Annotated in this window: 19 protein-coding genes; 13 read left to right on the plus strand and 6 right to left on the minus strand. The window is 66.4% G+C overall.

Features of this window, described 5'->3' with window-relative positions; translation table 11 throughout:
• Nucleotides 1-89: 89 nt before the first annotated feature.
• Both AB4Z10_RS05290 and AB4Z10_RS05295 read right to left on the minus strand, forming a co-directional pair.
• Nucleotides 90-1,079: a nickel/cobalt transporter gene (locus tag AB4Z10_RS05290; RefSeq protein ID WP_441469330.1), complete on the minus strand. Its 990-nt coding sequence runs from the start codon at nucleotides 1,077-1,079 to the stop codon at nucleotides 90-92.
• A gap of 122 nt (nucleotides 1,080-1,201) precedes the next feature.
• On the minus strand, nucleotides 1,202-1,846 hold the full coding sequence (locus tag AB4Z10_RS05295; RefSeq protein WP_441469331.1) for a DUF1007 family protein: 645 nt from the start codon (nucleotides 1,844-1,846) through the stop codon (nucleotides 1,202-1,204).
• Between the two features lie 317 nt (nucleotides 1,847-2,163).
• Here AB4Z10_RS05295 and AB4Z10_RS05300 point away from each other — a divergent pair, with 317 nt between their 5' ends.
• The 4 genes from AB4Z10_RS05300 (at nucleotide 2,164) to AB4Z10_RS05315 (ending at nucleotide 7,214) form a co-directional block, all read left to right on the plus strand.
• Nucleotides 2,164-5,703 (plus strand): indolepyruvate ferredoxin oxidoreductase family protein, encoded by a 3,540-nt coding sequence (locus AB4Z10_RS05300; RefSeq protein ID WP_441469332.1) that lies wholly within the window; start codon nucleotides 2,164-2,166, stop codon nucleotides 5,701-5,703.
• Between the two features lie 165 nt (nucleotides 5,704-5,868).
• Complete coding sequence (locus AB4Z10_RS05305; RefSeq protein WP_441469333.1) at nucleotides 5,869-6,543, plus strand: Crp/Fnr family transcriptional regulator; 675 nt, start codon at nucleotides 5,869-5,871, stop codon at nucleotides 6,541-6,543.
• A gap of 80 nt (nucleotides 6,544-6,623) precedes the next feature.
• Nucleotides 6,624-6,830: a hypothetical protein gene (locus AB4Z10_RS05310; protein ID WP_441469334.1), complete on the plus strand. Its 207-nt coding sequence runs from the start codon at nucleotides 6,624-6,626 to the stop codon at nucleotides 6,828-6,830.
• Between the two features lie 78 nt (nucleotides 6,831-6,908).
• Nucleotides 6,909-7,214, plus strand: a complete 306-nt coding sequence (locus AB4Z10_RS05315; protein ID WP_441469335.1) for a hypothetical protein — start codon at nucleotides 6,909-6,911, stop codon at nucleotides 7,212-7,214.
• Nucleotides 7,215-7,311: 97 nt separating this feature from the next.
• On the opposite strand, the gene AB4Z10_RS05320 is transcribed toward AB4Z10_RS05315, so the two are convergent.
• Nucleotides 7,312-7,710 (minus strand): VOC family protein, encoded by a 399-nt coding sequence (locus AB4Z10_RS05320; RefSeq protein ID WP_441469336.1) that lies wholly within the window; start codon nucleotides 7,708-7,710, stop codon nucleotides 7,312-7,314.
• A 272-nt stretch (nucleotides 7,711-7,982) separates the two neighbouring features.
• Here AB4Z10_RS05320 and AB4Z10_RS05325 point away from each other — a divergent pair, with 272 nt between their 5' ends.
• From AB4Z10_RS05325 to AB4Z10_RS05355, 7 genes are all read left to right on the plus strand, one after another.
• Nucleotides 7,983-9,968, plus strand: a complete 1,986-nt coding sequence (locus tag AB4Z10_RS05325; RefSeq protein WP_441469511.1) for an AMP-dependent synthetase/ligase — start codon at nucleotides 7,983-7,985, stop codon at nucleotides 9,966-9,968.
• 11 nt (nucleotides 9,969-9,979) lie between these two features.
• Entirely contained in the window at nucleotides 9,980-10,780 is an 801-nt protein-coding gene (locus AB4Z10_RS05330; protein WP_441469512.1) for an ABC transporter ATP-binding protein, read from the plus strand.
• A 172-nt stretch (nucleotides 10,781-10,952) separates the two neighbouring features.
• On the plus strand, nucleotides 10,953-11,867 hold the full coding sequence (locus tag AB4Z10_RS05335) for a branched-chain amino acid ABC transporter permease (RefSeq protein ID WP_441469513.1): 915 nt from the start codon (nucleotides 10,953-10,955) through the stop codon (nucleotides 11,865-11,867).
• 13 nt (nucleotides 11,868-11,880) lie between these two features.
• Complete coding sequence (locus AB4Z10_RS05340; RefSeq protein WP_441469337.1) at nucleotides 11,881-12,960, plus strand: branched-chain amino acid ABC transporter permease; 1,080 nt, start codon at nucleotides 11,881-11,883, stop codon at nucleotides 12,958-12,960.
• Nucleotides 12,961-13,064: 104 nt separating this feature from the next.
• Nucleotides 13,065-14,396 (plus strand): ABC transporter substrate-binding protein, encoded by a 1,332-nt coding sequence (locus AB4Z10_RS05345; RefSeq protein WP_441469338.1) that lies wholly within the window; start codon nucleotides 13,065-13,067, stop codon nucleotides 14,394-14,396.
• Nucleotides 14,397-14,542: 146 nt separating this feature from the next.
• Nucleotides 14,543-15,388 (plus strand): ABC transporter ATP-binding protein, encoded by an 846-nt coding sequence (locus tag AB4Z10_RS05350; RefSeq protein WP_441469339.1) that lies wholly within the window; start codon nucleotides 14,543-14,545, stop codon nucleotides 15,386-15,388.
• Between the two features lie 170 nt (nucleotides 15,389-15,558).
• A complete protein-coding gene (locus AB4Z10_RS05355; protein ID WP_441469340.1) occupies nucleotides 15,559-16,791 on the plus strand; it encodes a phenylacetate--CoA ligase family protein in 1,233 nt (410 codons plus the stop codon).
• 116 nt (nucleotides 16,792-16,907) lie between these two features.
• Here AB4Z10_RS05355 and ung read toward each other — a convergent pair whose 3' ends face one another.
• Together ung and AB4Z10_RS05365 are read right to left on the minus strand one after the other, a co-directional pair.
• Entirely contained in the window at nucleotides 16,908-17,606 is a 699-nt protein-coding gene (gene ung, locus AB4Z10_RS05360) for a uracil-DNA glycosylase (RefSeq protein WP_441469341.1), read from the minus strand.
• On the minus strand, nucleotides 17,603-19,123 hold the full coding sequence (locus AB4Z10_RS05365) for a bifunctional metallophosphatase/5'-nucleotidase (RefSeq protein WP_441469342.1): 1,521 nt from the start codon (nucleotides 19,121-19,123) through the stop codon (nucleotides 17,603-17,605). Before AB4Z10_RS05365 ends, ung begins: the two co-directional genes overlap by 4 nt.
• Before the next feature lie 183 nt (nucleotides 19,124-19,306).
• On the opposite strand from AB4Z10_RS05365, the gene hemH reads away from it, so the two are divergent.
• Nucleotides 19,307-20,371: a ferrochelatase gene (gene hemH, locus AB4Z10_RS05370; protein ID WP_441469343.1), complete on the plus strand. Its 1,065-nt coding sequence runs from the start codon at nucleotides 19,307-19,309 to the stop codon at nucleotides 20,369-20,371.
• Between the two features lie 134 nt (nucleotides 20,372-20,505).
• Here hemH and AB4Z10_RS05375 read toward each other — a convergent pair whose 3' ends face one another.
• Nucleotides 20,506-21,384: an alpha/beta fold hydrolase gene (locus AB4Z10_RS05375; protein ID WP_441469344.1), complete on the minus strand. Its 879-nt coding sequence runs from the start codon at nucleotides 21,382-21,384 to the stop codon at nucleotides 20,506-20,508.
• Between the two features lie 45 nt (nucleotides 21,385-21,429).
• Here AB4Z10_RS05375 and AB4Z10_RS05380 point away from each other — a divergent pair, with 45 nt between their 5' ends.
• Entirely contained in the window at nucleotides 21,430-21,957 is a 528-nt protein-coding gene (locus AB4Z10_RS05380) for a MarR family winged helix-turn-helix transcriptional regulator (RefSeq protein WP_441469345.1), read from the plus strand.
• The last annotated feature ends 11 nt before the right edge of the window (nucleotides 21,958-21,968 follow it).

Here is a 21,968-nt window from a genome sequence, read left to right on the forward strand (position 1 = left end):
GATGGTTCCAGAGCCTGCTGAAGCATCCTTCGAGACGCCGCTGACGCGGCTCCTCAGGATGAGGGCTGCGATTCTAGGCGTCTTCAGATTCAGCCCCCCGCCCCGCCGAGCCAGAGGCCGGTGAAGAGCGCCGCGCCCAGCACGGCGACGAAGGCGGCTGCAAGGAGCTCGAGCCCGGCGATCAGCCGCGCCGAGCGCAGGTTGCCGCCGCCGGCGAATTTCAGCGCCGCGAATTTGAAGAAGACCGCGAAGGCGGCCAGCGCCCCGGTGGTCAATGCGGTACCGAGCGCCATGGCCAGGGTCGCGGCGACGCCGGCCCAGAACAGCCCTTGCGACGCCGCGAAGACGAGGATGATCAGCGCCCCTGCGCAGGGCCGCGAACCAGCAGCCAGCACGACGCCTGCCATGTCCCGCCAGCCGGCGAGCCGCGAGACCTGATCGGCATCCGGCATATGGACGTGGTCGCAGGCCGCCGGATCATGCGCAGCGCCCGCCTCCAGCCCAATAAATGCGCCCGACTTGCGCCAGAGCATCAGCAGGCCGACCAGCGCGACCAGCAGGAAGCTGCCCTGCTCAATCACGGTCGTTGCGGCATTCATCTGCATCGCCGTGAGCCGCAGCAGCAGCGTCGCCACCGTCACGATCGCGATGGCGACCAGGGCCTGCAGCAGGGCCGCCGCGAAGCTCAGGCCAAGGCCGCGCTTCAGGCTACGGTTGTCGGCGACGATGTAACCGGAGATCACCGCCTTGCCGTGTCCGGGCCCGGCTGCGTGGAAGACGCCATAGCCGAAGGAGAGCCCGAGCAAACCCCAGAGCGCGCCGGGCGCCGTCGCGATCGCCTTCAGCGCCGCCGTCAGCTCGCGGTAGAAGCTCGACTGCCAGGCGATCAGCAGCGCGCCGAAGCCGGTGGTGGACGGCAGCGCCTCGCGTGGCAGCGCCGTGCCGAAAGGATTGCGCGGCGGAGGCGGAGGCGGTGGGCTAACACTCGCGATCAGCATGGCGAGAAGCGCAACCACGCCCACGACCAGGAGCAGCGCCAGCGCCGCAACGACGATGCGCGCAAATAGCGGCCTCGCCACTTTCGAGCCCTCATCCTGAGGAGCGCTCGGAGAGCGCATCTCGAAGGATGATCCAGAGTGCGCTGGACCATCCTTCGAGACGCCGCTCCGCGGCTCCTCAGGATGAGGGCTGAGTGACATAGTCACGGACATGCCACCAGCGCCCGCGTCGTCACTTCGAGCCCGCTGACATCGGGCATCGCGGTGATGTCGGCTTCGGCCAGGCGCTTCTGCGTGGCATCGTCGAGCTTGGGCGGCCGGTTCACCCGCACCACGCAGCCCTGCGGCGCGCCCTTGGTCACGACCGCGTCGGGCTCGTCGACGATGCTGAAGGCGACGAAATAGGTGGGATCGCCGATCTCGATGCCGAACGAGCGCGCTTTCGCTGGGCTCTTCAACGGCAGCGTGAAGACCAGGGTCAGCACCTTGTTGTCGAAGGACATCACCTGCTCGCCCGGCGTGCCGAATTCCTGCTTGCGGCCATTGAGCTTGGCCGCCGTGAAGAACTCGACATCCGGCAGCGATTCGACGTTGGTCTTGGCGAGTTCGGCGAGTTCGTCCGACGTCAGCTTGCCGTCCCCGTTCTTGTCGAGGCCCTGCGTGATATAGGCCGAATAGGCCTCGTCGAAGCTCCAACGGTGCCGGATCGCCTGCACCGTGCCGTCGGGCGCGAAGACGATCTCTGCCTTGGCATTGACGAAGACGTGCGGATGCGCAGCCGCCGGCCCGGCCGCGATGGCGGCCAGCAGGAGCCCGGCGAGGGCCGTCAAAGATGCGCGTCGCGTCAAAGGCGAACCCTCCGTGATCCTCCGGTGGCTTTGCGTGGATCATGGTTAAGCGATCGTCAACGACCATGACGGGCCTACGACCACCGCAACAGCCATCCCCGCCAAACGGGGCCAAATCGCGGCGCTCCCGCATGACGCCTGGCCTCCACGACCATCATCCCTCTGGACCGCGCCTCGAAAACTGGAATGATACCAGATCAATTGACCGCCTCCGGTCGATATGTCAGCATCACTGACATATTTGCCGCAAAGACGGCACAGCATGAGGCCGGGACAACCGGTCCGTCGGCGGGAACGACGATCCGGGGAGGCCGAGCATGGCCGAGACACCGCGCATATCGGGCACTGACGCGGGAGCACTGCGCAGCGTCGCGCTCGACGACAAATACGATCTCGACAAGCGTGAGGTGTTCCTCACCGGCACACAGGCCGTCGCCCGCATGCTGCTGATGCAGCGCGAGCGCGACCGCCGCGCCGGGTTAGACACCGCCGGCTTCGTCTCGGGCTATCGCGGCTCCCCGCTCGGCGGGCTCGACCAGCAATTGATGCGCGCCGGCAAGGCGCTGACCGCCGCCAATATCGTCTTCCAGCCCGGTCTGAACGAGGACCTCGCCGCCACCGCCGTCTGGGGCACGCAGCAGGCGGGGTTAAGCGGTGAAGGCAGGCACGATGGTGTCTTCGCGCTCTGGTACGGCAAGGGGCCGGGCGTGGACCGCTCCGGCGACGTCTTCCGCCACGGCAACATGGCCGGCACCGATCCCAAGGGCGGCGTGATCTGCCTGATGGGCGACGACCATACCGCAGAATCCTCGACCAACGCTCATCAGACCGAATTCGTCCTGGTCGACCGGATGATGCCGATCCTGAACCCGGCCGGCGTACAGGAGATCATCGACTACGGCCTGCATGGCATCGCGCTCTCGCGCTTCGCCTCGGTCTGGGTCGGCATCAAATGCGTGAAGGACAACATCGAATCGACGGCCTCGATCGACGGCTCGCTCGATCGCGTCGAGATTATCACGCCGACGGACTACGTTCCGCCGCCCGGCGGCCTCGCCATCCGCCGCGAGCTCGATTTCGTCGAGCAGGAGCGCCGGATGCATCTCTACAAGCGCGATGCGATGCTCGCCTATCTGCGCGCCAACAAGCTCAACCGCATCGTCACCCATGGCGGCCGGCAGCCGCGCATCGGCATCGCCACCGTCGGCAAATCGTATCTCGACGTGCAGCAGGCGCTGGAGGATCTCGGCATCGACGAGGTCCGCGCCAATGATCTCGGCATCCGCCTGTTCAAGCTCGCCTGCCCCTGGCCGATCGATCCGGCCGAGCTGAAGCAGTTTGCCGAGGGTCTCGACCTGATCATGGTGGTCGAGGAAAAGCGCTCGCTGATCGAGGTGCAGGTCCGCGAGGAGCTCTATGGCGCCCCGCACCAGCCCATGGTGATCGGCAAGAAGGACGAAAAGGGAGAGTGGCTCTTCCCGGTCCATGGCGCACTCGACCCCAACGACATCGCGATCGCCCTGGGCGGCCGCCTGCTCCAGTATCGCGACGATCCCGCCCTGCGCGCGAGGCTGGACGAGATCGCGAAAGCGCAGGGGCGGCTTGCCGAAGCGCAGGAGATCGCGAAGCGCACCCCTTATTTCTGCTCGGGCTGCCCGCATAACTCCTCGACAATCGTGCCCGAGGGGTCGCGCGCCTATGCCGGCATCGGCTGCCACTACATGGTGCAGTGGATGGACCGCGACACGGCAGGTTTCACCCAGATGGGCGGCGAGGGCGCCAACTGGGTCGGCGAAGCGCCGTTCTCGACGCGCGGCCACGTCTTCCAGAATCTCGGCGACGGTACCTATACCCATTCCGGCTCGCTCGCGATCCGCTGGGCCGTCGCCTCTGGCGTCAACGTCACCTACAAGCTGCTCTACAACGACGCCGTCGCCATGACCGGCGGCCAGCAGGCGGAAGGCCATCTCTCCCCCGACCAGATGGCGCGGCAGGTCGCGGCCGAAGGCGTGAGGCGCATCGCCGTCGTCAGCGACGACCCCGGCAAATATCCGCCCGGCACGCAATGGCCGGCCGGCACGACCCTGCACCACCGCGACGAGCTCGACGCCGTCCAGCGCGAACTCGCCACGATCTCCGGCGTCTCGCTGTTGCTCTACGACCAGACCTGCGCCACCGAGAAGCGCCGGCGGCGCAAGCGCGGCGCCTATCCCGATCCGGACAAGCGCGTAATCGTCAACGAGCTGGTCTGCGAGGGCTGCGGTGATTGCGGCGTGCAGTCGAACTGCGTCTCGGTACAGCCGCTCGAGACCGAGTTCGGCCGCAAGCGCCAGATCGATCAGTCGAACTGCAACAAGGACTTCTCCTGCATCAAGGGCTTCTGCCCGTCCTTCGTCACCGTCCACGGCGCCAAGCCTAAGAAGGCCGATCCGCTCAGGCTCGACGCCGCGGCGCTCGGCGAGGGCAAGGTCCCCGAACCGACCGTGCCGGCGCTCGACCGCAGCTATGCCGTGATCGTCACCGGCGTCGGCGGCACCGGCGTCGTCACCATCGGTGCCATCCTCGGCATGGCCGCGCATCTCGAAGGCAAGGGCTGCGGCATGATCGACATGGCCGGCCTGGCCCAGAAGGGCGGCGCCGTCTTCAGCCACGTCAAGCTCGCGCCGCATCCCGACGACATCCACGCCATCCGCGTCACGGCGGGACAAGCCGATCTCGTGCTGGGCTGCGATCTCACCGTCACCGGCTCGAAGAAGGTGCTCGGCGCGATCCGCCCCGAACGCGGCACCGTCATCGTCAACACCGCCGAGAGCCTGCCGGGCGACTTCACCCGCAACGCCGATTTCTCCCTGCCGACGGAGCGGCTGAAGCGCGCGATCCTGTCGGCGGCCGGCCGCGACCGGACGCATTTCCTCGACGCGACCGCCGCTGCGGTGGCCTTCCTCGGCAATGCCATCGCCGCCAACATGTTCATGCTCGGCCATGCCTGGCAGCTCGGCTGTGTTCCGCTTTCCCGCGATGCCCTGCTCAGGGCGATCGAGCTCAATGGCGAGGCCGTGGCGATGAACAGGCAAGCCTTCGAGCTCGGCCGCCGCGCCGCGCATGATCCCCAGGGGCTGGCCGAACTTCTCTCGCAGACCAAGGCGGCGACGCCAGCCCGCCAGCTTTCGCAGACGCTCGACGAGATCATCGAGCGCCGCGTCGCCTTCCTCACCGCCTATCAGAACGCCGCCTATGCGGCGCGCTACCGCCACCTCGTCGCCCGCGTGCAGACGCGGGAAGCCGCAGTCATGCCGGGCCAGACCACGCTGAGCGAGTCCGTCGCCCGCAATCTCTTCAAGCTGATGGCCTATAAGGACGAGTACGAGGTCGCCCGCCTCTACAGCGACGGCGCCTTCCGCAAGCAGGTCGCCGCGACCTTCGAGGGAGGCAGCGACGGCAAGAAGCTGCGCTACGAGTTCCACCTCGCCCCCCCGCTGCTGGCCCAGCGCGATCCGAACACGGGCCTGCCGCGCAAGATCAGCTTCGGTCCCTGGATGATGGGCGCTTTCTCGGTGCTGGCGAAGTTCAAAGGCCTGCGCGGCACCGCCTTCGACCCCTTCGGCTACACCGAGGAACGACGCACCGAGCGCCGCCTGATCGCCGATTACGAGGCCCTATTGAACGAGCTGCTGACGACGCTCACGCCGGAGAACCACACGCTTTGCGTGGCGCTCGCCGCGATCCCCGAAATGATCCGCGGCTTCGGCCATGTCAAAGAACGGCATCTGAAGGCAGCGAAGGCCGAGGAAGCGGTGCTGCTGGGGCAATTGCGCGAGGGCGGCCCTGCTGCGGTAATGTCGCAGGCTGCGGAATAGCCGGCAACGCGCTGTGCCGTCATGCTCGGGCTTGACCCGAGCATCTCATGACAAGGAGCCTCCAGAGCCTCTTCCTGAAGGCGATTCTCGGGCCTACGTTCCGCTTCGCCCGAGAATGACGCCACGCCGCCGAAACCTGCCTCATCAACCCGGATAACCGCCATCTTGATCACCCCCGAGGAACTGCGCGCCATCGCCTCCTGGTCCCATGACCTGTCGGAGGACGAGTTCGAGGAGGCCCGGCGCGGCATCTCCTTCAAGAGCTACGGCAAGGGTGCCTCGATCTGCCATGTCGGCGACCGGCTGGAATCCTGGACCGGGGTCGCCGAGGGGCTAGTCAAGATGGCGACCACCTCGAAATCCGGCAAAACGGCGACGCTCGCGGGCCTGCGCGCCGGCGCCTGGTTCGGCGAGGGCACGGTGATCAAGGCCGAACCGCGCCGTTACGAGTTGGTTGCCCTGCGCGAGTCGCGGATCGCCTTGATGCGCCGCTCGACCTTCCTCTGGCTGTTCGAGCATTCGGCGGCGTTCAACCGCTTCCTCGTCCACCAGTTCAATGAGCGGCTCGCGCAGTTCATCTCGCTGGCAGAGACAGAGCGCACGCTCGATTCAACCGGCCGCCTCGCCCGCAATCTCGCCTGGCTGTTCAACCCGATCCTCTACCCCGATCTCGGCCGCACGCTGGCGATCTCGCAGGAGGAACTCGGCATGCTCGCAGGCATTTCGCGCCAGATGGCCAATCAGGGCCTGGCGAAGCTTGCCGATCTCGGCCTGATCGAAGTTGGGCACGGCAGCATTACCATCCGCGACCTCGGCAAGCTTGCCCGCTACGAAGGTTGAGGATTCCCGGAAGGGCACCAAATCGCATCTCGCGCGTTGCCTTTCCCGAACAGTCCCGTGCGGAGAAAGGAACTTTCGAGATGTTTGGCTTCTTCGATCTGTTCATGAAGCGGGTCAACGACCAGGCGGCCGAATACGCTGCCGCTCAATCGGACATCGCCCATCGCGTCTGGGGCGATTGGGCCGACCCCTTCCACGTCCTCCAGCCGGTAAAAGTGAGCGTCGATCGCCGTGCAAGCCCGGGGACGCCGCGCCGCGGCCAAGCCGCGAGGCGCGGGCCTTTCTGAACGGCAGCCAACCTGCCCGTTCAGGCTTCATTGGGTCCGGTCTTGATCCAATGCGGCCATCGACTGAAGGAGACGACCATGCGTAGAATTCTGATGGCCGCCGGCCTAGCTCTGGCTGCGATCGCCGCCACGCCGGCCGGCGCCGCGCCGCAAACCGTTCCGCACGCCGCGGCGCTGGACAGGCTGCCGGCCGAGTATACACGTCACACCCGCGAACATCGCGAATGGGAAATCCAGCGGAACATGGAGCGGCAGCACCGGCGCGACTACTACCGCCAAGGCCGCGGCTATGATCGCGGCTACGGTTACGGTCGCCGCCATGGCGGGCCGCCGCCGCACGCGCCGGCCCATGGCTACCGGCGCCATCACTACGAGCGCTACTGACCGATCATCCGCCGCGTCCCGAGAGCCCGCCATCACGAGGATGGCGGGCTTTTCGATTCGGCTTGGCGCTTGAAACCGTGCCGACGGTCAAGTCAGGCTAAGCCGGGGCGTTGCACACCGCCTCGATATTGAAGCCATCGGGATCGACCACGAAGGCCGCGTAGTAGTAGGTGCCGTAATGGGCGCGTAGCCCTGGCGCGCCGTTGTCGCGCCCGCCATGCTGGAGCGCCGCCGCATGGAATTGATCGACGGCCGCCCGATCCGGCGCGGCAAAGGCAAGGTGAAATCCCGGGCCGGGCGGCCTCTGACCGTCCGGCTGCAGCTTCAGGGCCAATTTGTCGCCGCCACCCGGTGCGCCATAGCCGACCGCCTGCCCCGACTCGCCTGGCCTCAGGTCAGACCAGACCCTGACATATCCCAGCGGCGCCAGCACGGCGTCGTAGAAGGCGCTGGCGCGTTCGATGTCGGAAACGCCGAATGATAGATGATGAAGCATGTGCCGGTCCGCCACAGCGGCAGGGCGCTATCCGGCCCGCCGGTTGATCGTGCCCGATTCGCGAGGGAAATCAGTGCCAAAGCCAGGAAGGGCGCTGCAAATTTGCGCACGAAGCACACTTCGGCGGGACAATAGTCAACAAAAGGAGAATTGTCTGTCAAGCGGGTCCTTGCGAAGATGATACCCGCCTGCAAGTCTTGCATGAGAACGAGGCCGGGAACCGGCTTACAGGAAGCTGCCACGACGCATGGCGGCTCGTCAGGGAGAACGCAATCGTGGCAAGCGGCACCGCCGGCCAGGCGGACACCTTTCCGAAATTGCTGTTGCGCAACGCCGGGGAGCGCGCGTCCCGCGTCGCCTTCCGCCACAAGGATCTCGGCATCTGGCAGTCCTGGGACTGGGCCGAGGTGGCAAGCCATGTTCGCAACTTCGCCAAGGGCATGCAGGATCTCGGGCTGAAGCGCGGCGAGAAGGTCGCGATCATCGGCTACAACCGGCCGAAGCTCTATTGGTCGATGTGCGCTGCGCAATGGATCGGCGCGATCCCTGTGCCGGTCTATGCCGACGGCGTCGCCGAGGAGATGGCCTATGTCCTCGACCATGCCGAGGCCGCCTTCGCCGTGGTGCAGGACCAGGAGCAGGTCGACAAGCTGCTCTCGATCGCCGACCGCCTGCCGCATCTGCGCCAGATGCTCTACGACGAGCCGCGCGGCCTGCGCGACTACGATCACAGCAAGCTCCACGCCATCGAAACGGTGATCGCGGCCGGCGCCAAGGCGCTCAAGGACCCGCAGGCCGAGGCAGCGCTCGCCCGCGAGATGGAGCAGGGCAAGGGCTCGGACCTCGGCATCATCCTCTACACCTCCGGCACGACGGGGCGGCCCAAGGGCGTGATGCTCAGCCATTACAACGTCATCGTCGCCGCCGAGATCGGCTGCGGTTTCGACGGGCTCAACGAGAGCGACGAGGTCATCGCCTATCTGCCGATCGCCTGGGTCGGCGACCACGTCTTCTCCTATGCGCAGGCGATGCTGGCGGGCTTCTGCGTCAACTGCCCGGAAAGCCCGGACACCGTCGTCGACGACCGCCGCGAAGTCGGCACGACCTACGCCTTCGCCCCGCCGCGCGTCTTCGAGAACATGCTGACCATCACCATGGTGCGCATGGAGGACGCCGGCGCCCTGAAGCGCAGGATGTTCCACTACTTCCTCGGCGTGGCCAAGCAGTACGGCGAGCAGATCCTGAACGGCGAGAGCGTGCCGCTCAAGGGCCGGCTGCTCTACAAGCTCGGCGACCTCCTGGTCTACGGCCCGCTGCGCAACCGCTTCGGCCTGACCAACATCAAGGTCGGCTACACCGCCGGCGAAGCGATCGGCCCCGAGCTCTTCCGCTTCTACCGCTCGATCGGCGTCAACCTGAAGCAGCTCTACGGCCAGACCGAGGCCGGCGTTTACATCACCATGCAGCCCAACGGCGAGATCAAGGCCGACACGGTCGGCAAGCCGGCGCCGCTGGTCGAGATCCGCATCGACGACAATGGCGAGGTGCTTTACCGCTCGCCCTCGATCTTCGGCGGCTATTACAAGGACCCGGACAAGACCGCCGAGACGATGACCGCCGACGGCTATGTCCGATCGGGCGACGCCGGCTTCTTCGATGAGGGCGGCCACCTCAAGATCATCGACCGCGCCAAGGACGTCGGCAAGCTCGCGAGCGGCGACCTCTTCCCGCCCAAATACATCGAGAACAAGCTGAAGTTCTATCCGAACATCAAGGAAGCCGTCGCCTTCGGCCAGGGCCGCGACTACGCCACCGTCGCGCTGAACATCGATCTCACCGCCGTCGGCAACTGGGCCGAGCGCAACAACGTGGTCTACGCCTCCTATCAGGAGCTTGCCGGCCACGACCTCGTCTACGACATGATCGCCAAGCACGTCGACGAGGTGAACCGCTCGCTCGCCACCGAGCCGATGATGGGCGGGGCCCAGATCAAGCGCTTCCTCATCCTGCACAAGGAACTCGACGCCGACGACGGCGAGCTCACCCGCACCCAGAAGGTGCGGCGCGGCTTCATCGCCGAGCGCTACGCCCCGCTGGTCGCGGCTCTCTACGACGGCTCGGAGGCCGCCGACATCTCGACCGAAGTCACCTTCGAGGACGGCCGCAAGGGTGCGATCTCGGCCCGGGTCAAGGTGCGCGACGCCAAGACCTATCCCGTCACCGGGCAGGAGGCGCCGGCAGCGGCGAAAGCGGCATGAACGCGGAGCCGATGAACGTGACGGGCACCCCCATCCGCGGCAAGGGCGAAGTCCTGCTCTCGGTCGAGAACATCTCGCTGCGCTTCGGCGGCGTGAAGGCGATCACCGATGTCTCCTTCGACATCCGCAAGGGCGAAATCCGCGCCATCATCGGCCCCAACGGCGCCGGCAAGACCTCGATGCTCAACTGCATCAACGGGTTCTACCAGCCGCAGGAAGGCCAGATCGTCTTCAAGGGCGAGCGCCGCGCCAAGATGCGCCCGCATCGCGCCGCCGCCGGCGGCATCGCCCGCACCTTCCAGAACGTCGCGCTGTTCAAGGGCATGTCGACGCTCGACAACATCATGACCGGCCGCACGCTCAAGATGAAGAGGGGTTTGTTCTGGCAGGCGCTGCGCCACGGCCCGGCGATGCAGGAGGAGATCGCGCACCGCCGCGTCGTCGAGGACATCATCGACTTCCTGCAGATCGAGCACATCCGCAAGCTGCCGGTCGGCAAGCTGCCCTACGGCCTGCAGAAGCGCGTCGAGCTCGGCCGTGCGCTCGCCATGGAGCCTGAGCTGCTCCTGCTCGACGAGCCGATGGCCGGCATGAACCTCGAGGAGAAGGAGGACATGTGCCGCTTCATCCTCGACGTGAACAACCAGTTCGGCACGACGATCGCTTTGATCGAGCATGACATGGGGGTCGTGATGGACCTCTCCGACCGCGTCGTCGTGCTCGAATACGGCCGCAAGATCGCCGACGGCACGCCCGACGAGGTCAAGGCGAACCAGAAGGTGATCGACGCCTATCTCGGCGTGGCGCATTGAGGAGCGCGGACATATGAGCGACATCGCCACCCGCCCGGCCTCGAACCCGCTGGCCAATCCCTGGATCAAGGCCGGCCTGATCCTCGCCGCCGTCGTGATCGCCGCGATCGTCGGCGCCCGGCTCGACGGCTCCGGCACCCTCAACGCCATCTTCGTCGACCCCTTCCAGCAGATGGCGCAGGCGCCGGACCTCCTGGCACAGACGGTCTGGGAAGGGCTCGTCTCCGGCGTGCTCTACGCCCTGATCGCGCTCGGCTTCGTGCTGATCTTCAAGGCCTCGGGCGTGTTCAACTTCGCCCAGGGCATCATGGTGGTGTTCGCGGCGCTGACGCTGGTCGGCCTCTACGAGAAGGGCGTGCCGGCCTTCCTCGCCGTCATCATCACCCTCGGCGTCATGTTCGCGCTCGCCGTCACCATCGAGCGCGTGGTGCTGCGGCCGCTGGTCAACCAGCCGGACATCATCCTGTTCATGGCGACCTTCGGCATCACCTATTTCCTGATCGGCTTCGGCGAAGCGCTGTTCGGCGGCAATCCCAAGCAGATGATCGCCGACCAGCTCTATCTGCCGAAGGGCGCGCTCGATCTGCAGATCCTCGGCGGGCTGGTCTCGCTGCAGAAGATCGACATCGCCGCGGCCGTGATCGCCTCGCTGATGATCGCGCTGCTCGCCGCCTTCTTCCAGTACACCCGCATCGGCCGCGCGCTGCGTGCCGTCGCCGACAGCCACAAGGCCGCGCTCTCGGTCGGCATTTCGCTCAACCAGATCTGGGTCATCGTCTGGTTCACCGCCGGCATCGTCGCGCTGATCACCGGCATCATGTGGGGCGCGCGCTCGGACGTCTCCTTCGCGCTCGAGATCGTGGCGCTGAAGGCGCTGCCGGTGCTGATCCTCGGCGGCTTCACCTCGATTCCCGGCGCCATCGTTGGCGGCCTCATCATCGGCATCGGCGAGAAGCTCGGCGAGTTCTACTGGGGCCCGCTGGTCGGCGGCGGCATCGAAAGCTGGCTCGCCTATTTCATCGCGCTGGGCTTCCTGCTGTTCAGGCCGCAGGGACTGTTCGGCGACAAGATCATCGAACGTATCTGAGGAGCCGGACGACATGCTCTACCGCGAGGCCGGCCAGTTCAAATCGACCTACTCCGCCGACATGGCCGTCTTCCCGCTCAGGGAAGACCGGATCGGCATTGCCGTCATCCTGGCGATCGCCTTCGTCGCCATCCCCTTCTTCGGCAGCGACTTCTTCATCGCCTCGGTGATGATCCCCTTCCTCGTCTTCTCGCTGGCGGCGATCGGGCTCAACATCCTCACCGGCTATACCGGGCTGATCTCGCTTGGCACCGCCGCCTTCATGGGCGTCGGCGCCTATGCCTGCTACAAGCTGACGACCTTCTTCCCGAACGTGAACATCATCGTCCTGATCCTGGTGTCGGGGCTGTTCTCGGCCGGCATCGGCGTGCTCTTCGGCCTGCCCTCGCTGCGCATCAAGGGCTTCTACCTCGCCGTCGCCACGCTCGCCGCGCAGTTCTTCCTGCAATGGGCCTTCGTGCGCGTGCCCTGGCTGTTCAACTACAACGCCTCGGGCGCGATCGAGGTGCCTCAGCGCACGCTGTTCGACGTCCCGCTGACGGGAGCGTCCGCGACGCCCGAGACACGCTATTTCGTCTGCCTCGGCCTTGTCGTGGTGCTGACCTGGTTCGCCTCGAACCTGGTCCACGGCAAGCTCGGCCGCTCCTGGATGGCGGTGCGCGACATGGACATCGCCGCCGAACTCATGGGCATCAAGCTGCTCAACGCCAAGCTGATGGCCTTCGCGGTCTCGTCCTATTTCGCCGGCGTCGCAGGCGCGATGATGATCTTCCTCTGGTACGGCGGCGGCGAGGCGGCGGACGTGTTCTCGATCCGGCTCTCCTTCAACATCCTGTTCATGGTCATCATCGGGGGGCTCGGCTCGCTGATCGGCTCCTTCTTCGGTGCGGCCTTCCTTTCCATCCTGCCGACCGCGCTGAAGTTCGGCCTGCCAGCGCTCGGAGTCCCGATCGGCGGCGCAGCGGCCGAGCACGTCACTTTCATGCTCGTCGGCGCGCTGATCATCCTCTTCCTGATCGTCGAGCCGCACGGCCTCGCCCGGCTCTGGCAGATCGGCAAGCAGAAATTGCGGACGTGGCCCTTCCCCTACTGAGGCTAAGGGATGGACCCAAGAAACGACCGGCGACGCTGAAGCGCCGGCGCTGAAAGACCGATCCGGCAGCTGTCTGGTCGGGAGGAAACAAACGGAGGAAGTCCATGAAGACCAGCATTCTGATGAAAGGGGCGGCTCTGGGCGCCCTACTCACCGCAGCCGGCGCGATCGCTCCGGCCGCGGCGCAGGACAGCGTCTACTTCGCCAACAACGCCTATCGCACCGGCCCGTTCTCCGGCTCGGGCATCCCGATCGGCGACGGCATGCGCGACTACGTCACGATGATCAACGAGCGCGACGGCGGCGTGAACGGCGTCAAGGTCATCTACGAGGAGTGCGAGACCGGCTACGACACCAAGAAGTCGATCGAGTGCTACGAGCAGGCCAAGGCGAAGAACACCATCGTCTATTCGCCCTGGTCGACCGGCGCGACGCTCGCCGCGATCCCGCGCGCCCATGTCGACAAGATCCCGATCCTGTCGATGGCCTATGGCCTCTCCGCCTCGGCTGATGGCACGAACTTCCCCTGGGTCTTCATCCCGCCCTTCACCTATTGGGACGGCGCCTCCGTCATGGTGAAGCACATGGCGGCCGAGCTCGGCGGCCTCGACAAGCTCAAGGGCAAGAAGCTCGGCCTGATCCATCTCGACGCGCCCTTCGGCAAGGAGCCGATCCCGGTGCTCGAGAACCTCGCCAAGAAATACGGCTTCGAGCTGAAGCTGTACCCGGTGGCGGCGGCCGACATGCAGAATCAGGGCTCGCTCTGGCTCTCGATCCGGCGTGACCGGCCGGACTTCCTCTACAACCAGGGCTGGGGCGCGATGAACCCGACTGCGGTCAAGGAAGCCGCCAAGAACAACTTCCCGATGAACAAGTTCGTCGGCGTGTGGTGGGCTGGCGGCGATGACGACGCGCGTGCGGGCGGCGAGCAGGCCAAGGGCTACCGGTCGCTGAGCTGGACGCTGAGCGGCACCGAGGCGCCCGCGATGCAGGACATCCTGAAGTTCGTGGTCGACAAGGGCAAGAGCACGACACCGAAGGAGAAGGTCGGCGAGGCCCTCTACAACCGCGGCGTCTACAACGCGATGCTGGTCGTCGAGGGCATCCGCAACGCGCAGAAGCTCACCGGCAAGAAGGTGATCGATGCGCAGGACATGCGTCGCGGCCTGGAATCGCTCAACCTGACCGAGGCGCGCCTGAAGGAGATCGGGCTCGGCGGCTTCGTCACGCCGACGACGATCTCCTGCACCGACCATTCCGGCCACAGCAAGATGTTCGTCTCGGAGTGGGACGGCACGAAGTGGACCAAGAAGGCCGACTGGGTCGAGCCGATGAAGGACGAGGTCCGTCCGCTGATCGAGACCAACGCCAAGGACTATGTCGAGAAGGCCGGCAACTGGCCGAAGCGCTCCGAGACCTGCGAGAAGTCGTCGTAACGCAACGCCGAGCCTTCTCCCCCGGGGGGAAGGTGGCCCGGCATAGCCGGGTCGGATGAGGGAAAGGACGGATGAGGAGCTACAGCCCTCATCCGTCTGCTCCGCAGGCACCTTCTCCCCCGAGAGGAGAAGGATTTGGAGGTCCGATGTCCACCGCCACTCTTGAAAAGCCAACCGCAGCGACCGCGAGCGACACCATCCTGTCGCTCAACAATATCGAGGTCATCTACGACCATGTCGTGCTGGTGCTGAAGGGGGTCTCGCTGACCGTGCCGCGCGCCGGCATCGTCGCGATCCTCGGTGCCAACGGCGCCGGCAAGACCACGACGCTGAAGGCGATCTCCAACCTGCTCAAGGCCGAGCGCGGCGAGGTCACCAAGGGCTCGATCATTTTCGACGGCGAGCGCGTCGACAAGATGTCCCCGAACGAGCTGGTCCGGCGCGGCTGCATCCAGGTCATGGAGGGGCGGCACTGCTTCGGCCATCTCTCCATCGAGGAAAACCTGCTGACCGGCGCCTTCACCCGCCGCGACGGCAACGCCGCGATCAAGCGCGACCTCGAGAAGATCTACACGCTGTTCCCCCGCCTCAGGCAGCGCCGCAATTCGCAGGCCGGCTACACCTCCGGCGGCGAGCAGCAGATGTGCGCCATCGGCCGCGCGATGATGTCGAAGCCGAAGATGATCCTGCTCGACGAGCCCTCGATGGGCCTCGCGCCGCAGATCGTCGAAGAGATCTTCGAGATCGTTCGCCGGCTCAATGCCGAGGAAGGCGTCTCCTTCCTCGTCGCCGAACAGAACACCAACATGGCGCTGCGCTACGCCACCTATGGCTACATCATGGAGACCGGCCGCGTCGTCATGGATGGCGAAGCCCAGATGCTGCGCGAGAACGAGGACGTGAAGGAATTCTACCTTGGCGTCGCCGAGGGCAACAAGAAGTCCTTCCGCGAGGTGAAGAGCTACAAGCGCCGCAAGCGCTGGCTGTCGTGAACATCTGCCATCTTGCGAAGCCCTCATCCTGAGGAGCCGCGCAGCGGCGTCTCGAAGGATGCTCCGGGAGGTTCCGGAGATATCTGGAACATCCTTCGAGACGCACTCTCCGAGCGCTCCTCAGGATGAGGGCTGCTACCTGCCAAAGACCCGATGAACGAGACCGCACCATGACCGAGCATTACGACGCGCTCGAAACCCGCTCGCCCGAGGAGCGCGAGGCCGATCTCTTCGCGCGGCTGCCGAAGCTGATCGCCGCCGCGATGCAGGCACCGGCCTATGCCGAACGGTTGCGCGACATCGATCCCGCATCCGTGACGAGCCGCGAGGCACTGGCGCGCCTGCCGGTTTTGCGCAAGGCCGACTTGCCCGCGCTCCAGCAGCAGGCGCTGCCCTTCGGCGGCTTCGTCCCGGCTCACGCCGGCTCCTTCGGCCGGCTCTTCACCTCGCCAGGCCCGATCTTCGAGCCCGAGGGCACCGCCGCCGATGCCTGGAACGCGGCGCGCGGCCTCCATGCCGCCGGCTTCCGGCCGGGCGACATCGTGCTGAACACGCTTAGCTATCACCTGACGCCGGGTGGCTTCATCATGGACTCCGCAGCCCGCGCCATCGGCTGCGCCGTGATCCCGGCCGGGCCCGGCAATACCGAGCAGCAGATGGAGGTGATCTCCGCCTATCGGCCGAGCGCCTATGCCGGCACGCCGGACTTCCTCAAGATCCTGATCGAAGCCGCCGACGCTCGCGGCGTCGATATCTCCTCGATCAAGCGCGCGGTTGTCTCCGGTGCAGCCTTCCCACCCTCGCTGCAGGCCTGGGTCGGGGAGCGCGGGATAGACGCCTACCAGCTCTATGCGACCGCCGATGTCGGCGTCATCGCCTACGAAACGCCGGCACGCGAGGGCATGGTGCTGAACGAGAACCTGATCGTCGAGATCGTCCGCCCCGGTACCGGCGACCCCGTTCCCGAGGGCGAGGTCGGCGAGGTCGTCATCACCAATCTCGACCCGCATCACCCTCAAATCAGACTCGCCGTCGGCGATCTCACCGCCGTCCTGCCGGGCAGGAGCGCCTGCGGACGCAGCAACACCCGCATCAGGGGCTGGATGGGCCGCGCCGACCAGACCGCCAAGATCAAGGGCATGTTCGTGCGTCCCGAGCAGGTCGCCGAGATCGCCAGGCGCCATGCCGAGATCGCCAAGCTCAGGCTTGTGGTCGGCCGCGCCAACGAGACCGACACCATGACCCTCAAGGCCGAGATCTACGCCGAACCAGCCGGCTTCGTCGACGCGGTGTCCTCGACCCTGCAGCAGGTGACGAAGCTCAAGGGCGCGGTCGAGATCCTGCCGCTCGGCGCCCTGCCCAATGACGGCAAGGTCATCGCCGACGAGCGGCCGGTGGGGTGACATCCGCCGTCATTCTCGGGCGAAGCAGGGCTTCGACCCGAGAATCTCTTGCCGAACAAGGCGCCTCTTCTAACGCGAGATGCTCCGGTCAAGCCCGAGCATGACGGTCGTCGACATCACCAGGCGATCGCCTTCTCCCCCTGCCCTTCCAGCCAGGCATTCGCCCGGCTGAACGGCTTCGACCCGAAGAAGCCGCGCCTTGCCGAAAGCGGAGAAGGATGAGCGCTGGCGATGACGAGATGCCGGTCCTCGTCGATCAGCGGCCGCTTCGCCTGCGCGGGCGCACCCCAGAGCAGAAAGACGGCATGGGGTCGCTCCCGCGAGACGGCCGCGATGACGGCGTCCGTAACCTTCCCCCAGCCGAGCGAAAGGTGCGAACCCGCCTTGCTCGCCCCCTCCCGCACCGTCAGCGCGGTGTTGAGCAGCAACACGCCCTGCTGCGCCCAGCGCGTCAGGTCGCCGTCGGACGGCGCCGCCCTCCCGAGATCCTCGGCCCGCTCCTTGTAGATGTTGACGAGCGAGCGTGGCAGCGGCGGCGGGCCGACATAGGAGAAGGCGAGCCCATTGGCATGCCCGGGCGTCGGATAGGGATCCTGCCCGAGGATCACGGCGCGGACCGCGTCCAGCGGCGTCAGCGCCAGCGCGGCGAAGACCCGCTCCGGCGCCGGTGCCACGACATGCCCGGCCTCCCGCTCGGCATCGACGACGGCGCAGGCGCGCGCGGCGTCTCCCCCGGCAGCGAAGACCGGCAGGTCGCGCCAGCCCCTGGAATTCCCGCTCGCCAGAAAGGCAGCGAGCGCGTCGGTGCAGCTCACTTCAGGACGGCCCTGCCCTCGACCTTGGCGTCGACCGTGCCGAGCCGGCGCACATAGACCATCACTTCGTTCGCCATCAGCTTGCCGTCGGTGAGGCCGATCAGCGTCCTGCCGCGGCCCAGCGCCGTATAGCCGTCGCCGCCTTCCAGCATGAAGTTGTTGGAAGCGACGGTATATTTGCCGGCCGGGTCGATCGGCTTGCCGTCGACCGTGACCGCGATGACGCGCGAGCCTTGCGGCTGCTTGAGATCGGCTTCGAAGGTGAGGCCGGAGACCACGGGGAAGCGGCCGGCGCCCTGCGGCGCATCGCGCAAGCCGTTTTCGATCGCGTCCCTCACGTCCTTGCCGGTGATCTCGACCATCACCGTGGCGTTTCCGAAGGGCAGTTCGCTCAGCACGTCGCGGCGCGTCAGCTTCTGCCCGGCGGCATATTGCTTGTTGGCGCGGATGCCGCCGGCATTGGTGATGGCGAGCTGGGCGCCGGTCGCGGCCCGGATCGCATCGGCGATCAGGTTGCCGATCGCGGTCTCCTGCGTGCGGATGACGCCGGTGCGGGAATCGAGCGGCGCGGCCAGCGTGGCGATGTCGACGTCGAGCTCCTTCGAGAGCTCCGCCTCATAGCCCTTCACGATCGCGGCGACATCCGGGTCCGGCGTGGCGGAGCGGGAATCGTTGACGCGGAAGGTCGGCGTCCAGGAGACCTGCCGGGCCGCGCCCTCGCCCTTGACGCTGACGGCGATGTCGATGGCGGTGACGTAATTGCCCTCCTCGTTCGACTCGACCATCACCACCTTGCCGTCATAGGCGATGGCGAGGTCATGATCGTGGCCGGTCAGCACGATGTCGACGACGCGCGAGCGGACGATCTCATAATCCATCGCCCGGTCGGCATGGACGACGGCGACGAGAATGTCGGCGCCCTGCCCCTTCAGCGCCTTCGCCTCGCGGCGCAGCGCCTCCATCGTCGAGGAGAATTTCAGGTCGCCCGGAAAGGAAACCTGCGGCGTCGAGTCGAAGGCTGTGCCGATGACGCCGACCTTGATGCCGCCGAGCTCGAAGATCTGGCTGTCCTTGTGGCCGGGCAGCGGATTGCCCGACGCGTCGCGCAGATTGGCAGCGAAGGTCGGGTAGGTCTGCGCGGCCACGAGCTTGAGATAGTTCTCCTTGCCGAAATCGAATTCGTGGTTGCCCGGCACGAAGACGTCGATGCCCATCTTGTTCTGCATGGCGACGATATGCGCGCCCTGGTCGAAGCCCGACATCAGCGAGGGCGAGTAGCAGTCGCCGGCATGGCAGAAGAGCACCGGCACACCCTTGGCCCGCTCGGCCTTGGCGATGCCGGACGCGCGCGCGAAGCCGCCGCGCCCCTTGTCGTCGCTCATCTTGTAGATGTCGTTGACGAGCAGCAGCGTGAAGCTCGGCGCCGGCTGCTGCGCCATCGCCACCGGGGCGGTCGCGGCGAGCGTGGCAGGCGCCGCCAGGACGCCTAGAGCCTTGCGGCGGGTGAGTTTCGTCATGGCAGGCGCCCCTCAGGTCTTGAGAACGGCTCCAGACTAGCAAGAGTTAAGCCGCACTGACCAGAGGATGCATCGCGCCGCCGGACGGCGGCGGCAATGTCGCACCCATGCTTTCAACAGGCTTCAAGGCTGGACGAAAGCGCGAACTCGTCTAAATCACGGTGGCAAGGAGAGCATCCGCTCATGACTGCTGACATCGCCGCGGCGCCCGGCCGCGAGGCCGCTTCCCTGCCGCCCGACCATCCCAGGGTGCAATACGGACGCATCGGCGTGCTGCTGATGAATCTCGGCACGCCCGAGGGCACCGGCTACTGGCCGATGCGCGCCTACCTCAAGGAGTTCCTGTCCGACCGGCGCGTCATCGAGGAGCCGCGCTGGAAATGGTGGCCGATCCTCAACCTGATCATCCTGTCGACGCGCCCCGGTCGCAAAGGCAAGGATTACGCATCGATCTGGAACAACGAGCGCAACGAGGGCCCACTCAAGACCATCACCCGCTCGCAGGCCGAGCAGCTCGCCGAGCGCCTGAAGCCGCTCGCAGGCGACCGCGTCGTCTTCGACTGGGCGATGCGCTACGGCTTTCCCGATGTGAAGAGCCGGTTGAAGGCCCTGCTCGACCAGGGCTGCGAACGCATCCTGCTGGTGCCGCTTTATCCGCAATATGCCGCGCCGACCTCGGCCACGGCCTGCGACCAGGCCTTCCGCGCGCTGATGCAGATGCGCTGGCAGCCCTCGGTACGCGTCTCGCCGCCCTATCACGACGACCCTGTCTATATCGGCGCGCTGGCCCGCTCGATGCGCGCCTCGCTCGCCAAGCTCGATTTCGAACCCGAGGTCATCCTCTGCTCCTTCCACGGCATGCCGAAGGAATACCTGCTGAAGGGCGACCCCTATTACTGCCAATGCGTCAAGACCTGGCGCCTGCTGCGCGCCGAGCTCGGTCTCTCCGAAGAGCGCTTCCCACTGACCTTCCAGTCGCGCTTCGGCCCCGACGAGTGGCTGCAGCCCTATACCGACGAGACGGTGAAGGCACTGGCCCTGGCCGGGAAGAAGTCTATGGCGATCGTCGCGCCCGGCTTCTCGGCCGATTGCCTGGAGACGCTCGAGGAGCTCGACGGCGAGAACCGCGAGATCTTCCTGCACAATGGCGGCGAGAAATTCGCCTATCTGCCCTGCCTCAACGACTCGCGCGAGGGCATCGACGTCATCGCCGAAGTCGTGCAGCGGGAGCTGATGGGCTGGCTCTGAGCTTTCGCAGGCTCAGCTGATCCCGTCATTGCGAGCAAAGCGAAGCAATCCAAGGGGACCGGGTGGAACCGTCGAGCCCCGCGGTCCCTGGATTGCTTCATCGCTTCGCTTCTCGCAATGACGGCATGTCGTGCTCAATTCGCGACGAAGCGCGCCACGCTCTCGGCCACCGGCCGCGCCTTCAGGATGCGGCGATGGCCGAGCCCCTCCGTCGCTTCGAGCCTGACGAAGGAGCCGGCGCCGGCCAGCGCTTGCGCATGCTGGAAGCCGAGTTCGCGGTCCTGGCGGTCGTGAATGACCAGCGTCGGCAGTCCGATCGCCTCCAGCTGCAGCGGCCCTTCGAAGACCTCGACCGGGTTGCCCGCAACGACATGGATGCGCCGCTCCAGGGCCGCCTGACCGCGCCGGCCAAGGCCGATCGCGGCGCCGAATTGCCGGGTGATCTCGGTGATCGAAGACGGCGCGGCGATCAGCACCAACCGCCCGGCGCTGACCGGCGGCTGCCCCCTGACCGAGCCCGCCAATGCAGCAAGCGCGATCGCGCCGCCGAAGGAATGCGTGACGATCGCATGCAGCGGCCCGAACACCCGCGCCACGGCTGCGAGACTCGCCACGCCGAGCGGGAGGTTGAGCTCGCGCCCCGTCGAAGCGCCATGGCCCGGCAGGTCGAAGGCGACGACCCGGAAGCCCGCGGTCAGTAGCGGCTCGACGAAGGCGGTCATCGAGGCCGCCTCTCCCGTCCAGCCATGGACCAGCAGCACTGTCCCGGTCGCCGCGCGCCCCTCCGGCTCGAAGACATAGGCCTGCACGCTCCCGCAGGGGAACGGGATCGCGCGTCGGCTGGCTAGCCGTAGTCTTGTCGCGGCAGCCTGTTCGGGCGATTTTCCGTTTCGCTTCAGCGGCCTCGGCGGGGTACAGAACAGACGGAAAGCAAGCCGGCCGGTCGCACCGGGTGCCACGAAGCTGGCGGCCCGGACCAGCGGGCGCATGTAGCGGAGAGCGGAAGTGGTCATGGCACAGACTCTGTCTTGTTCAGCGCTGAACGAATATGTTCAGCCATGAACAAAAAGCAAGAGCTTTCCGCGCCGACCCCTTCCAATCAGGCGACAACACAGATTCTGCCCTGGGACCTGCCGCGCTTCCGCAACTGGGTTGCCGTCGCCCGCGCACATAGCCTGTGGGAGAAGGTCTTCACCGAGGCGCTGGCGCCGCTCGACATTCAGCTCGCGCATTACGACGTGCTCGCCAACATCTTTCATGCGCCAGGCCTTTCGCAGCAGGCACTGGCCGAGAAACTGCTGGTCGGACGCAGCGCGATGAGCATGTTGCTGCCGGTGCTGGAGCGGCGCGGGTTGATCGAGCGACGCAATGACGAAACTGACAAGCGCCTGCGCCGCCTCTGGCTGACGCCCGCAGGCGAAGCTCTGACCCGCAAGGCGATGGCGATCCACGTCGCCGAGATCGAGGCGATGATGACTGTGCTCAGCGACGAGGAATGCCATGCCGCCGGCGAGTCGATGCGCCGCGTCGCCAAGGCGCTCGAGGCCCGCAGCGCAGCCGCAGGAAACCGCCTCGGCAGGTCGTGAACCGAAAGTCG

The organism is Allobosea sp. RAF48 (genome assembly GCF_052114025.1).
Lineage (GTDB): Bacteria > Pseudomonadota > Alphaproteobacteria > Rhizobiales > Beijerinckiaceae > Allobosea.

Excerpts from the sequence above, each read along its gene's own strand:
- AB4Z10_RS05315 (WP_441469335.1), top strand. The coding sequence starts at position 6,909 with ATGCGTAGAATTCTGATGGCCGCCGGCCTAGCTCTGGCTGCGATCGCC.
- AB4Z10_RS05365 (WP_441469342.1), bottom strand. The coding sequence starts at position 19,123 with ATGACGAAACTCACCCGCCGCAAGGCTCTAGGCGTCCTGGCGGCGCCT.
- hemH (WP_441469343.1), top strand. The coding sequence starts at position 19,307 with ATGACTGCTGACATCGCCGCGGCGCCCGGCCGCGAGGCCGCTTCCCTG.
- AB4Z10_RS05335 (WP_441469513.1), top strand. The coding sequence starts at position 10,953 with ATGGCGCAGGCGCCGGACCTCCTGGCACAGACGGTCTGGGAAGGGCTC.
- AB4Z10_RS05330 (WP_441469512.1), top strand. The coding sequence starts at position 9,980 with ATGAACGTGACGGGCACCCCCATCCGCGGCAAGGGCGAAGTCCTGCTC.
- AB4Z10_RS05380 (WP_441469345.1), top strand. The coding sequence starts at position 21,430 with ATGAACAAAAAGCAAGAGCTTTCCGCGCCGACCCCTTCCAATCAGGCG.
- AB4Z10_RS05345 (WP_441469338.1), top strand. The coding sequence starts at position 13,065 with ATGAAGACCAGCATTCTGATGAAAGGGGCGGCTCTGGGCGCCCTACTC.
- AB4Z10_RS05320 (WP_441469336.1), bottom strand. The coding sequence starts at position 7,710 with ATGCTTCATCATCTATCATTCGGCGTTTCCGACATCGAACGCGCCAGC.
- AB4Z10_RS05355 (WP_441469340.1), top strand. The coding sequence starts at position 15,559 with ATGACCGAGCATTACGACGCGCTCGAAACCCGCTCGCCCGAGGAGCGC.
- AB4Z10_RS05310 (WP_441469334.1), top strand. The coding sequence starts at position 6,624 with ATGTTTGGCTTCTTCGATCTGTTCATGAAGCGGGTCAACGACCAGGCG.
- AB4Z10_RS05350 (WP_441469339.1), top strand. The coding sequence starts at position 14,543 with ATGTCCACCGCCACTCTTGAAAAGCCAACCGCAGCGACCGCGAGCGAC.
- AB4Z10_RS05300 (WP_441469332.1), top strand. The coding sequence starts at position 2,164 with ATGGCCGAGACACCGCGCATATCGGGCACTGACGCGGGAGCACTGCGC.
- AB4Z10_RS05340 (WP_441469337.1), top strand. The coding sequence starts at position 11,881 with ATGCTCTACCGCGAGGCCGGCCAGTTCAAATCGACCTACTCCGCCGAC.
- AB4Z10_RS05375 (WP_441469344.1), bottom strand. The coding sequence starts at position 21,384 with ATGACCACTTCCGCTCTCCGCTACATGCGCCCGCTGGTCCGGGCCGCC.